The sequence below is a fragment of the Achromobacter xylosoxidans genome, assembly GCF_014490035.1.
Classification (GTDB): domain Bacteria; phylum Pseudomonadota; class Gammaproteobacteria; order Burkholderiales; family Burkholderiaceae_B; genus Achromobacter; species Achromobacter bronchisepticus_A.
In genome coordinates, this window is record NZ_CP061008.1 from 3,721,577 (window position 1) to 3,734,192 (window position 12,616).

Genomic DNA, 12,616 nt, shown 5'->3' on the forward strand with positions numbered 1-12,616 from the left:
ATAGAATCCGGACTGTCCGCAACCCCCCTAGCCTGGCAGTCCCGATGTCCCTGCCCCCTTCCACGGGCCCTGATTTCCCACGCAAACGCCTGATCCTGACCGCCGCGCTGGCATTGGCGGCCTTGATCGCTTTGGCGTTCTGGTATGCCGGATCCAAGGGGTCCCCCGCCGCGCGCCCGCCCGAATATGGGCAGATTCCGGTAGCCGTCGCGGTTGCAGCCGCCAGCGCCGGTCCGCTGCAGCGCGACCTGCATGCGCTCGGCACCATTACGCCGCTGGCGCAGGTCACCCTGCGCAGCCAGGTCGATGGGGAACTGCTGAAGCTGCATTTCACCGAAGGCCAGGCCGTCGCGCGCGGCCAGCTGTTGGCCGAGATCGATGCGCGCCCCTATCTTGCGGCGCTGGCCGCGGCCGAAGGCGAACTGGCGCGCACCCAGGCGCTGCTGGAGAACGCCGAGGCCGATCTGCAGCGCTACCGCAAGCTGGCGCGCCAGGAAGCGGTGTCGGGCCAGCAGCTGGATACCGCCGAAGCCCAGGTGCGCGCCTATGCGGCCCAGCGGCTGCGCAACCAGGCCCAGGTGGCCGATGCCCGGCGCCTGCTGGACCACACGCGCATCGTCGCGCCCCACGACGGCCGTATCGGGCTGCGCCGCATCGACGCCGGCAACCACGTGCGCGCCGCCGACGCCGACGGCCTGACCACCCTGGTGCAGACCCGGCCGATCTCGGCGCTCTTCAGCATTTCCGAAACGCGCCTGGACATCTTGCGCCAGGCCCAGGCGCGCGACGCCGCGCTGCGGGTCCAGGCCTGGGACGCGGACGACCGCCGCCTGCTGGCCGAAGGCACTTTGGAGGCGCTGGACAACCGCATCCAGGCCGCCAGCGGCACCGTCCGCCTGCGTGCGCGCTTTGCCAATGCCGACGAATCGCTGTTCCCGAATCAGTTCGTCAACATCCGGCTGGCGGTGGTGCAGCAGGACAACGTCATTTCCATACCCACGGCCGCGGTGCAGTACGGCGCCGAAGGCGCCTTCGTGTTCGTGATCGGCGAGGACACGCGCGCCACCCGCCGCGTGCTGGAGCTGGGCCCCGCCAACGCCGGCCGCATCGTGGTGCAGGCCGGCCTGGCCGCAGGCGAACGCGTCGTGGTCGAAGGCGTCGACCGCCTGCACGACGGCCGTGACGTACAGATTGTCGAACCGCCGAGATCATGAGCCTGTCGCGCCCCTTCATCCTGCGCCCCGTCGCCACGTCCTTCCTGATGATCGCCCTGCTGCTGTCGGGCATCCTGGCGTGGCGCATGCTGCCCGTGGCGGCGCTGCCGCAGGTGGACTATCCCATCATCCAGGTGACCACGCAGTACCCCGGCGCCAGTCCGAACGTGACGGCCCGCACCGTCACCGCGCCGCTGGAGCGGCGCTTCGGGCAGATCCCGGGCCTGAAACAGATGTCGTCCACCAGCGGCAGCGGCATCTCGGTGATCACGCTGCAATTCTCGCTGGACGTATCGCTGGGGGTGGCCGAGCAGGAAGTCCAGGCGGCCATCAGCGCCAGCGGCGCGCTGCTGCCCAACGACCTGCCGACGCCGCCCGTGTACCGCAAGGTCAATCCCGCCGACGTACCTATCCTGACACTGGCGGTCACGTCCGATTCCCTGCCGCTGCCGCAGGTCTACGACCTGGTCGACACCCGCATGACGCAACGCCTGTCGCAGTTGTCCGGCGTGGGCATGGTCAGCCTGGCGGGCGGCCAGCGGCCGGCGGTGCGGGTGCAGGTCAATCCCATGGCGCTGGCCGCGCGCGGCCTGCAGCTGGCCGACGTGCAGGAGGCCATCGGCAAGGCCAACTCGAACCAACCCAAGGGCAGCTTCGACGGGCCGGTGCGTTCGGTCATCATGGACGCCAACGACCAGTTGCAAAGCGCCGAGGAGTACCGCGAACTGATCGTCGCCTGGCGCAACGGCGCGCCGGTGCGGCTGGGTCAGGTCGCCACGGTAGAGGACGGCGCCGAAGACCGCTATCTGGCCGCCTGGGTCGACAAGCAGCCCGCCGTGCTGGTCAACATCCAGCGCCAGCCGGGCGCCAACGTCATCGCCGTGGCCGACCAGGTCAAGGCGCTGCTGCCGCAACTGACGGCCAGCCTGCCCGCCGCCGCGCAGGTCCGCGTGCTGACCGACCGCACCGAGAGCATCCGCGCATCGGTGCGCGGCGTGCAATGGGAGCTGGCCTTCGCCGTGGGCCTGGTGGTGCTGGTGACGTTCCTGTTCCTGCGCAACCTGCCCGCCACGCTGATCCCCAGCCTGGCCGTGCCGCTGTCCCTGATCGGCACCTTCGGCTTCATGCACCTGGCGGGCTTCTCCACCAACAACCTCACGCTGATGGCGTTGACCATAGGCGCGGGCTTCGTGGTGGACGATGCCATCGTAATGCTGGAGAACATCGCCCGCTACCGCGAGCAGGGCCACAGCCCCATGTCGGCCGCGCTCAAGGGCGCCGGGCAGATCGGCTTCACGCTGGTGTCCCTGACGCTGTCGCTGATCGCGGTATTGATCCCGCTGCTGTTCATGGAGGACGTGGTGGGCCGGTTGTTCCGCGAGTTCGCGGTGACGCTGGCCGTCGCCATCCTGATATCGCTGGCGGTGTCGTTGACCCTGACACCCATGATGTGCGCGCGCCTTCTGCCTGCGCACGAAGCGACGCGCCCCGGGCTGCTGGACCGCATCCAGGCGCGCTACGCCGGCTGGCTGGACCTGACCTTGCGCCATCAACGTGTGACGCTGACGGTAATGCTGGCGACGGTGGCGCTGACCGGACTGCTGTACCTGGCCGTGCCCAAGGGCTTCTTCCCGACCCAGGACGGCGGCACGCTGCAAGGGGTGACGCAATCGTCCCAGAGCACCTCGTTCGATGCCATGTCGCGGCGCCAGCAAGCGGTGGCCGAGGCCTTGCTGGCAGACCCGGACGTCGCCAGCCTGTCGTCCTTCATCGGCATCGACGGCATGAACGCCACCTTGAACACCGGCCGGCTGCTGATCAACCTGAAGCCCTGGTCAGAGCGCAGCGCGCCGCTGGCGGACATCATGGCGCGGCTGGATGGCCGCGCCCGCGAGGTCCAGGGCATTTCGCTCTACCTGCAGCCGGTGCAGGAACTCAATATCGAGGACCGCGTGAGCCGCGGCCAGTACCAGTTCACGCTGACCTCGCCGGACAGCGCGCTGCTGGCGCGCTGGACCCGCGCGCTGGCTGAACGCCTGGCGCAGGCGCCCGAGCTGGCCGACGTTTCCACCGACCTGCAAGGCGACGGCCGCCAGGCTTACCTGCAGGTCTCGCGCGACGCCGCGGCCCGCCTGGGGGTGACGATGGACGACGTGGCGCAGACCCTCTACAACGCCTTCGGCCAGCGCCAGGTGGCCACGCTGTTCACGCAGTCCAACCAGTACCGGGTGGTGCTGGAAGTGGACCGCAAGCTGGCGCTCAACCCGGACGCGCTGGAACGCATCCATCTGCAATCCGAAGACGGGCAGGCGATTCCGCTGTCGGCGCTGGCCACCGTCAGCGAGCGCGCGGCGCCGCTGGCCGTGAACCACCTGTCGCAATTCCCCGCGGTGAACCTGTCCTTCAACCTGCCCGCGGGCGGCTCGCTGGGCGCGGCCATCGCGGCCATCGAGTCGGCGCGGCAGGAGATCGGCATGCCGGTCAGCGTGGAGCTGCGCTTGCAGGGCGCGGCGGCGGCCTTCCAGGCCTCGCTGTCGAACACGCTGTGGCTGATGCTGGCCGCCGTGGTCACCATGTACCTGGTGCTGGGCATGCTGTATGAAAGCGCCATCCATCCGGTGACCATCCTGTCCACCCTGCCCTCGGCCGCGGTGGGCGCCTTGCTGGCGCTGCTGCTCACCGGGCGTCCGCTGGACCTGATCGCCGTCATCGGCATCATCCTGTTGATCGGGCTGGTGAAGAAGAACGGCATCATGATGGTGGACTTTGCGCTGGAGGCCGAACGCTCTCGCGGCCTGACGCCGCAGGCCGCCATCCGCGAAGCCGCGCTGCTGCGCCTGCGTCCGATTCTGATGACCACGCTGGCCGCGCTGTTCGGCGCGCTGCCGCTGATGCTGGCCACGGGCTCGGGCGCGGAACTGCGCCAGCCGCTGGGCTGGGTCATGGTGGGCGGGCTGCTGGTCAGCCAGGTGCTGACCCTGTTCACCACGCCTGCCGTGTACCTGTTCTTCCACCGCCTGGGCCAGCGCCGCGGCGCCGCGGCCGCCAAACCCGGGATGGAAGGCCCGGCGCCATGATCCGCGCCTTGCTGCACCGCCCGACCGCCTGCATCTTCCTGGCGATCGCGCTGACTTTGCTGGGCGCGGTCGCATGGCGGCTGCTGCCCGTGGCGCCGCTGCCCCAGGTCGACTTTCCCACCATCGAGGTGCGCGCCGAGCTGCCGGGCGCCAGTCCCGAAAGCATGGCCAGCACGGTGGCCGCGCCGCTGGAGCGTGCATTGGGCAGCATCGCCGGCGTCAGCGCCATGACTTCGTCCAGCAACCAGGGCGCGACCCGTGTGCAACTGCAGTTCGACCTGGACCGCGACATCAACGAGGCCGCGCGCGACGTGCAGGCAGCCATCAACGCGGCCCGCGCCGAGCTGCCCGCCGGCATGCCGGGCAATCCCAGCTATCGCAAGGTCAACCCGTCCCAGGCCCCCATCATGGCGCTGGCGCTCAGTTCGCCCACGCGCCCCGCGGGCGAACTCTACGACCTGGGTTCGACCGTGCTGGCGCAGAAGATCTCGCAGATCAACGGCGTGGGCGAAGTGACCATGGGCGGCAGCTCCCTGCCCGCGGTGCGCGTGCAAGTCAATTCCAACGCCTTGGCCCACTACGGCGTGGCGCTGGACGAAGTGCGCCAGGCCATCGCCGACGCCGCGCCCATGCGCCCGCAAGGTCAGCTCGATTCCGCCAGCCAGCGCTGGGAAGTCGGCACGCCCGAGCAGCCCCGCGCCGCGCGCGACTACGAAAGCCTGATCGTGCGCCACCAGGACGGCGCGGTGATCCGGCTGTCGCAGATCGCGCGCGTGAGCGACTCGGTGGAAAACCGCTACAGCAGCGGCTTTCACAACCGCAACCCGGCGGTGGTCCTGACCATCAGCCGCCAGCCGGGTTCGAACATCATCGAAACCATAGGCGCCATCAACCAGGCCCTGCCCGGCCTGCGCGCGCTGATGCCGGCCGACGTGGACCTGACCGTGGCGCTGGACCGCTCGCCGGGCATCAACGCCACCTTGCGCGAAGCGCACATCACGCTGGGGCTGGCCACCGCGCTGGTGATCCTGGTGGTGTGGGCATTCCTGGGCAATGCGCGGGCGGCGGCCATTCCCAGCGTGGCGATTCCGGTGTGCCTGATCGCCACCTTCGCCGTCATGTACCTGTGGGGCTTTTCGCTGAACAATCTGTCGCTGATGGCGCTGATCGTCGCGGCCGGCCTGGTGGTCGACGACGCCATCGTGGTGCTGGAGAACATCTCGCGCCATATCGAGCGCGGCCTCTCGCCGCGCAAGGCCGCGCTGCGAGGCGTACGCGAAGTGGGCTTCACGCTGGTGGCCATGACCGTGGCGCTGAGCGTGGTCTTCGTGTCCATCCTGTTCATGGGCGGCCTGGTCGAGCGGCTGTTTCGCGAGTTCTCCATCACCCTGGTCGCCGCCACCGTCATTTCGCTGGTGGTCTCGGTGGCCATCATCCCCAGCCTGTGCGCCCGCTGGCTCAAGCCCGCCGGCCCGGCCGCGCCTACGGCGAACGCGCGTCCATCGCGCATGCGCGCGATCTTCGAGCGCCTCCATGCCTGGTACGGCAGCACCCTGTGGCGGGTGCTGGGCCATGCCCGCCTGACGCTGTTGCTGCTGGCCGCCGTGGTGGGGCTGAACGTCTACCTGTACGTGCAGGCGCCCAAAGGCTTCCTGCCGGTGCAGGATACCGGCCAACTGGTGGGCTTCGTGCGCGGCGACGATGGCTTCTCGTTCCAGGTCATGCAACCCAAGATCGACCAATACCGCCAACTGGTGCTCAAGCATCCGGCGGTGCAGGACGTCATCGGCTACAACGGCGGCAGCCTGGGCATCAGCAACTCCCTGTTCCTGATCCGCCTGAAGCCCGCCGCCGAACGCAAGGAATCGTCGACCGAGGTCATCAACTGGCTGCGCACCAACGCCCCGGCCGTGCCGGGCGGCATGTTCTTCCTGAACGTGGACCAGGACCTGCGCATGCCCGGCGGCTTTGGCAACTCCGGCGACCATGAACTGGCCATCATGGCCAGCGACGTGCCGGCGCTGCGGCAATGGTCGCGCAAGATCTCCAAGGCCATGCAGGAGATCCCCGAGCTGCGCGACGTCGATGCGGAAGGCGACGGCGCCACCCAGCAGGTCGTGATCGACATAGACCGCGCCGCCGCGCAACGCCTGGGCGTGGACATGGGCACCATCAGCAGCGTGCTCAGCAACTCCTTCAGCCAGCGCCAGGTCGCGACGCTCTACGACGCCATGAACCAGTACCGCGTGGTGCTGGAACTAGACCCGCGCTACACCGAGGACCCCGAGGTGCTGGAACAGGTGCAAGTGGTCGCGGCGGACGGCACCCGCGTGCCGCTGACGGCCTTCGCCACCTATGACTACGGGCTGGTGAACGACCGCGTGTTCCATGACGGCCTGTTCGCCGCCGTGGGCGTGGGCTTTTCGTTGGCCGAAGGCGTGTCGTTGCAACAGGCCCTGGCCGCCATCGACAGAACCATGGCCGAGCTGATGGTGCCCTCATCGATCCAGACCCGCCTGGGCGGCGACGCGCGCAACTTCCAGCAAAGCCTGCAGGACCAGCCCTGGCTGATCCTGGCGGTGCTGGTGGCGATCTACCTGGTGCTGGGCATCCTGTACGAAAGCCCCCTGCATCCGCTCACCATCCTGTCGACCTTGCCGTCCGCCGGCGTGGGTGCGCTGCTGGCGCTGCGCCTGGCCGGCATCGAATTCACGCTGATCGCGTTGCTGGGGCTGTTCCTGCTGGTGGGCATCGTCATGAAGAACGCCATCCTGATGATCGACTTCGCCCTCAGCCTGGAACGGCGCGAAGGGCTGACGCCCGAGCAGGCCATCCACCGCGCCGCCATGCTGCGGCTGCGGCCCATCGTCATGACCAACCTGGCGGGGCTGTTGGGCGCCCTGCCCCTGGTGCTGGGCATGGGCGAAGGCTCGGAGCTGCGCCGGCCGCTGGGCATCGCCATCGTCGGCGGCCTGCTCATCAGCCAGTTCTTGACGCTGTACACCACGCCCATCGTGTATCTGGCGCTGGAACGGCTGCGGTTGAAATGGAAGGCTGGCCGGCTGCGGCCTGGCCCCGAGGTCTGAAGCACGGGCCAGCCTGCAGGGTCAGTCCGGGAGTATTCCCGCCGCCTTGATGACCTGCGCCCATTTGCGCTGCTCAGCCCGCTGGAAATCCGCCAGTTCACCCGGCGTGCCGCCCGCCGGAATCGCGCCCAGTTCAGCCAGACGCTGCTTCACTGCTGCGTCGCCCAGGGCCTGGTTGATGGCCAGGGACAACTTTTGCTGCACCGCCTGCGGCGTGCCTGCCGGCGCATACATCGCGAACCAGGACGAGGCTTCGAAATCCGGCGCGCCCAAGGCCTCGGCCATGGTCGGCACCTGCGGATAGTCCGGCAGCCGCTGCGCCGTCGTGACAGCCAGCATGCGCAGTTTGCCGGCCTTCACGAAAGGCGTGCTGGTCAACAACGTATCGAACATGACCTGGACCTGCCCCGCCACCAGATCGGTCACGGCCGGGCTTGAGCCCTTGTAGGGGATGTGGGTCATGGAGGTGCCGGTCTTGTACTTGAAGTACTCCGGCACCAGGTGGGAAGAACCGCCATTCCCTGCCGAACCGTAGTTCACGCGATCAGGGTGGGCTTTCAGGTAGTCCACCAGTTCGCCCACGGTCTGCACCGGCATCTGTTGCGGGTTGATCACGACTGCGATGGGCACCGTAAGGACCAGCGCCAGGGGCGTAAAGTCCTTGTTCGCATCGTAGGGTATGTCGGGATAGAGCCCCGGATTGATCGCCATGGTGCCGATGCTGGCCATCATCAGCGTGTATCCGTCCGGCTTGCTGCGGGCGACATCGCCGGCGCCGATGAAGCCATGCGCGCCAGCCTTGTTCTCGATGACGAAAGGCGTGCCCAAGCGGTCGGAGAGCGCCTTGCCGACCACGCGCGCGGCGATATCGGTCGGACCGCCTGCGGGAAACGGTACGACCAGCCGGATGGAACGTTCGGGCCACTGCGCCCCGGTATTGCCCAGGGCGGGCTGCGCCACGGCAGCGCAGGCAAGCGCGGCGATTCCTAAAAGATGCTTCACGGATTTGTCTCCTGGTATGTTCTGCGGCGCGCGTCAGGCGGCCGTCTGGATGCCGGCTTCGCGTATCAGGCGCGCCCACTTCTTCTGTTCTTCCTGGATGTAGCGCTGCGCCACCTCTGGAGATCCGCCCATGGCCGTGCTGCCCTCGGCGGTGAACATGGCCACGGTGGCCGGATCCGCCAGCACCTTTTCCACCACCGCATTGACGGCCTGCACGACTTCGGGCGGCGTGCCCGCCGGCGCCACCAGGGCCTTCCAGTCCAGCGCCTCGAAACCCTCGTAGCCGGACTCGGCCACGGTGGGCACATCGGGCAGGATCGCCAGCCGCGCGCGCGAGCTGACGGCCAAGGACCGCAGCACCTTGCCCTTGAGCATTTCCTGGGCGGCCTGCGGCGTGGCGAACATGTAGTCCGTACTGCCGCCCAGCAAATCGTTGAGCGCCGGCGCCGCGCCGCGATATGGCACGTTCAGCACCTGGAACTTGCCCTGATAGGCGAGCAGTTCGCCCGCCAGATGGCCTACCGTGCCGGAACCCGCCAGGGCCTGCTTGATGGCGCCAGGCTCGGCCCGCGCATCCTTGATCAGGTCGGCCAAGGTCTGCCAGCGCGCGTTGGCCTTGACCACCAGCACCACCGGCAGCGACGCGATCAGGGAGACCGCCGCGAAGTCTTTTTCCGCGTCGAAGGGAATCTGCGGCATCAGGGCGGGATTGATGGCCAGGTTGGCGGTCTGGCCCAGGCCCAGCATGTAGCCATCCGGCTTGGCCTTGGCGACGAAGTCCATGCCGATGTTGCCGCCCGCGCCGGGACGGTTTTCCACCACCACCGACCAGCCTGCCATGGCAGTGACCTTGGCCGCGATGGCGCGCGCCACGGAGTCCGTGCCTCCGCCCGGCGTATAGGGAACGATGAGGCGCACCGGCCGCCCGTTCGGGTAGGCGGCCGCAGTCTGGGCGCGCAGCGGCAAGGCCGCGGCGCACATCGCGGCGCCCAGGAAAGCGCGGCGGGATAGCGTGATCATGGTTAGTCTCCTTGTGTGATTTGCCTTGCTTTCAAGGCCGCGATTTCGTCGTCGCGATAGCCGACGCCGCGCAGCAGCGCGTCGGTGTGTTCGCCCACCGCAGGCGGCTGCAGGCGTATTCCGGGCTGGGCGCCGCCCAGCGTGAAGGGCGCCAGCGGCGCCAGGGACTCGCGCCCGTCCTCCAGGGTGATGGGCGCGAGGCCGCCGGTAGCCGCCAAATGCGGATCGTCGAACAGTTGCTCAGGCCGCGTGATCGGCGCGAAGGGCAAACCTTCGCGCTCGAATACCGCCGCCAACTCGGCCGCGCTGCGGTCCGCCAGGTGCGAACGCAGCTGCGGCATCAGCCAGTCGCGCGCCTGCACGCGGTCGTTGTTGCTGGCCAGGCGCGGATCGGCCAGCAGCTCCGCCAGGCCGAAGGCGCGGCAGAAGATGCCCCATTGCTTGTCGCTGACCACGGCCAGGAAGATCTGTTCGCCGCCCTTGACGGTGAACACGTCGTAGATGGCCCAGGCCGAGATGCGGCTGGGCATGGGCGCGGCCGCGCGCCCGGTGACGGCGTACTGCATCATGTGCTGGCCGACCAGGAAGACGTTGTTCTCGAACAGCGAGGCCTGCACTTCCGTGCCCTCTCCCGTCTGCTCGCGCTGCGCCAGGGCCGCCATGGCGCCAATGGCGCCGAACATGCCGCCCATGATGTCGTTGACGCTGGCGCCCGCGCGCAGGGGGTCGCCAGGACGCCCGGTCATGTAGGCCAGGCCGCCCATCATCTGCACGACTTCGTCCAGCGCGGTGCGGTGTTCGTAGGGTCCGGGCAGGAAGCCCTTGTGGCTGACATAGATGAGGCGGGGATTGCGTTGCTTGAGGGTGGCGTAGTCCAGGCCCAGCTTTTGCATGACGCCGGCCTTGAAGTTCTCGCTCACGATGTCGGCCGAGTCGATCAGGCGCAACGCGGCCTCTATGCCCTCGGGCTGCTTCAGGTCCAGGGCGATGCTCTTCTTGTTGCGGTTGAACATCGGGAAGAAGCCCGCCCCCGACCCCAGCAAGCGGCGCGTGCTGTCGCCGCCCACCGGTTCAACCTTGATGACCTCGGCGCCCAGGTCGGCCAGCAGCATGCCGCAGGTGGGGCCCATGACCATGTGGGTGAATTCGACGACGCGGATGTGCTCGTAAGGAAGGCGCGGACTGGACATGTGCGTGGATCTTCTGCAAGTGTGGGCGGCTGCCGCAGGACCGGCGCGGCCGCATGTTTCTGATGTCGGGGTCCCCGGCGCTCAAGCCTGGCCGAATCCCTTGGGCAATCCCGCGTCCGGCGTCATGCCGTAGAGGGGCTCGCCCGGAAGTCCGGCGGCAAGCGGCGCGCGCGCGGCAACGATGCCTTCCAGGTCGATGCCGGTGCGCACGCCCATGGCCTCGAACATGAAGACCAGGTCTTCGGTCACGACGTTGCCGGACGCGCCCGGCGCATAGGGGCAGCCGCCCAGGCCGCCCAGCGAACTGTCGAAGGTGCGCACGCCTTCCTCCCAGGCAGCCAGGCAGTTGGCCAGGCCCAGGCCGCGCGTGTTGTGCATGTGGGCGGCGCCCGCCTTATCGCCGATTTCTGCGCGCAGGCGGCGGAACAGCCGGCGCACTTGCGCGGGATTGGCATAGCCCACGGTGTCCGACAGCCCCGATTCGTCAGCGCCCGCGGCCACGCACAGCGCCGCCAGGCGGATGACCTCGTCTTCGGGCACCGCGCCCTGCAAGGTGCAGCCGAAGGCCGTTGAAATGCCGGCCTCCAGCTTGACCGCGGGAGCCAGCTCGTCGCGCAGCCTCGCGATCGCCCGAACCTCCTCCACCATTTCTTCTGGCGTCTTGCGCACATTGGCCAGCGAATGCTCGCGGCTGGCGGAGACCGGCATCGTCAGCTTGTGGACGCCTGCCTTCAGCGCCGCCTCTGCGCCACGCAGGTTGGGCACCAGCGCCATGACGGTAAGCGCCGGATGGCGCGCCGCATGCCGCACCACCTCGGCAGCGTCCGCCATCTGCGGCAGCAGGCGCGCCGGCACGAAGGAAGCCACTTCGATTTCACGCACGCCGGCCGCGACCAGCGCATCGATCCAGCGCAGCTTGTCGGCGGTGGGCATGGTCGCCTTGACCGACTGCAAGCCATCGCGCGGGCCCACTTCGCTGATCAAGACGTCGGGGTTCCGGTCGCTGGGATGGGCCATGGCTTGATGTCTCCGAAAATTCTATCTTATAGAACGCTGTTTCTTTAGATAGAATTATGGAATTCACCCGCCGCAACTGTCAAGCGCCGGCTCGCCCGGGAAAACCACGAGCCACGCGCCAGGCAGCGCCTACAATGCCGTCACTCGTTCTAAAGGATGGAATATGGCCCAGCCCTGGAATCAACCCTGCGGAGCCGCGCATGCCCCGTAAAGCCGCCACGGAATCCCTGGCCGATAGCGATGCCGCCCAGGGCGGCGTGGCCGCGGTGGACCGCGCGCTCAGCCTGATGTCGGTTTACGCGCCGGGTGACAAGGCCCTGTCACTGGGAGAACTGGCCGAGCGTACGCGCCTGTACAAGAGCACGGTCCTGCGACTGCTGGCGTCGCTGGAGCACGCCGGATGGATCCAGCGCCTGGACGACGGCCGCTATGCCCTGGGTGGAGAAATCGCCCGTCTCCACGGTCTCTACGCCGCCTCGTTTTCGTTGGAAGAGGTGGTCATGCCGGTGTTGCGCGACCTGGTCGCCGCGACCGGCGAAAGCGCGGCCTATCACGTGCGCCAGGGCGATGCGCGCCTGTGCCTTTACCGCGTGGATTCGCCGCATCCGGTGCGCGACCACATCCGTGCGGGCGATTTGCTGCCGCTGGACCGCGGCAGCGGCGGGCGCGTCCTGACGGCCTACGACCCCGTGTTGGGGCGGGCGCCGGGACCGGATCAGGAACTGCATGCGCGCATCCGCGCCGACGGCTATTTCGCGGCCATGGGCGACCGCCTGGCGGAAGTGGCGGGCATTTCCGCTCCAGTCTTTCTGCTCAATGGCGAGATCGCAGCGGCGGTGACGCTGACCGCCCCCGTCCATCGTTATGTTGCCGCCCATCTGGCAGCGGTGCGGGAGGCGGCGCGGCGCCTGACCGGAAAAGTGGGCTAGCGGACGCGAAGGCCGCGAATACCGCCGGGCAGTGTAAAAAAACCGGTCCTTCCGCACGATGGACAAGCCCGAACCGGCGGA

Annotated in this window: 8 protein-coding genes; 4 read left to right on the forward strand and 4 right to left on the reverse strand. The window is 68.4% G+C overall.

Annotated features, from left to right (window positions below; all coding sequences use genetic code 11):
- Positions 1-44: 44 nt before the first annotated feature.
- From IAG39_RS17320 to IAG39_RS17330, 3 genes are read left to right on the forward strand one after another with little or no spacing between them, the layout of a single operon-like run.
- Positions 45-1,214, forward strand: a complete 1,170-nt coding sequence (locus tag IAG39_RS17320; RefSeq protein ID WP_118931925.1) for an efflux RND transporter periplasmic adaptor subunit — start codon at positions 45-47, stop codon at positions 1,212-1,214.
- Positions 1,211-4,291, forward strand: a complete 3,081-nt coding sequence (locus tag IAG39_RS17325; protein ID WP_118931924.1) for a multidrug efflux RND transporter permease subunit — start codon at positions 1,211-1,213, stop codon at positions 4,289-4,291. The genes IAG39_RS17320 and IAG39_RS17325 overlap by 4 nt, the downstream gene beginning before the upstream one ends.
- Positions 4,288-7,377 carry an efflux RND transporter permease subunit gene (locus tag IAG39_RS17330; protein WP_118931923.1) on the forward strand — a complete coding sequence of 1,030 codons (3,090 nt, stop codon included), beginning with the start codon at positions 4,288-4,290 and terminating at the stop codon, positions 7,375-7,377. Before IAG39_RS17325 ends, IAG39_RS17330 begins: the two co-directional genes overlap by 4 nt.
- 21 nt (positions 7,378-7,398) lie before the next feature.
- Here the strand turns inward: IAG39_RS17330 and IAG39_RS17335 are convergent, their stop codons facing one another.
- From IAG39_RS17335 to IAG39_RS31610, 4 genes are all read right to left on the reverse strand, one after another.
- Positions 7,399-8,379, reverse strand: a complete 981-nt coding sequence (locus IAG39_RS17335; RefSeq protein WP_165867792.1) for a Bug family tripartite tricarboxylate transporter substrate binding protein — start codon at positions 8,377-8,379, stop codon at positions 7,399-7,401.
- A gap of 33 nt (positions 8,380-8,412) precedes the next feature.
- Positions 8,413-9,399, reverse strand: a complete 987-nt coding sequence (locus IAG39_RS17340) for a Bug family tripartite tricarboxylate transporter substrate binding protein (RefSeq protein ID WP_118931921.1) — start codon at positions 9,397-9,399, stop codon at positions 8,413-8,415.
- 2 nt (positions 9,400-9,401) lie between these two features.
- Positions 9,402-10,589, reverse strand: a complete 1,188-nt coding sequence (locus IAG39_RS31605) for a CaiB/BaiF CoA transferase family protein (protein WP_118931920.1) — start codon at positions 10,587-10,589, stop codon at positions 9,402-9,404.
- A gap of 81 nt (positions 10,590-10,670) precedes the next feature.
- The gene (locus tag IAG39_RS31610) at positions 10,671-11,606 is read right to left on the reverse strand and encodes a hydroxymethylglutaryl-CoA lyase (protein ID WP_118931919.1); all 936 of its coding nucleotides are present in this window, start codon (positions 11,604-11,606) and stop codon (positions 10,671-10,673) included.
- Between the two features lie 200 nt (positions 11,607-11,806).
- On the opposite strand from IAG39_RS31610, the gene IAG39_RS17350 reads away from it, so the two are divergent.
- Positions 11,807-12,535: an IclR family transcriptional regulator gene (locus IAG39_RS17350; protein ID WP_118931918.1), complete on the forward strand. Its 729-nt coding sequence runs from the start codon at positions 11,807-11,809 to the stop codon at positions 12,533-12,535.
- The last annotated feature ends 81 nt before the right edge of the window (positions 12,536-12,616 follow it).

Excerpts from the sequence above, each read along its gene's own strand:
- IAG39_RS31610 (WP_118931919.1), bottom strand. The coding sequence starts at position 11,606 with ATGGCCCATCCCAGCGACCGGAACCCCGACGTCTTGATCAGCGAAGTG.
- IAG39_RS17330 (WP_118931923.1), top strand. The coding sequence starts at position 4,288 with ATGATCCGCGCCTTGCTGCACCGCCCGACCGCCTGCATCTTCCTGGCG.
- IAG39_RS17320 (WP_118931925.1), top strand. The coding sequence starts at position 45 with ATGTCCCTGCCCCCTTCCACGGGCCCTGATTTCCCACGCAAACGCCTG.
- IAG39_RS17325 (WP_118931924.1), top strand. The coding sequence starts at position 1,211 with ATGAGCCTGTCGCGCCCCTTCATCCTGCGCCCCGTCGCCACGTCCTTC.
- IAG39_RS17340 (WP_118931921.1), bottom strand. The coding sequence starts at position 9,399 with ATGATCACGCTATCCCGCCGCGCTTTCCTGGGCGCCGCGATGTGCGCC.
- IAG39_RS17350 (WP_118931918.1), top strand. The coding sequence starts at position 11,807 with ATGCCCCGTAAAGCCGCCACGGAATCCCTGGCCGATAGCGATGCCGCC.
- IAG39_RS31605 (WP_118931920.1), bottom strand. The coding sequence starts at position 10,589 with ATGTCCAGTCCGCGCCTTCCTTACGAGCACATCCGCGTCGTCGAATTC.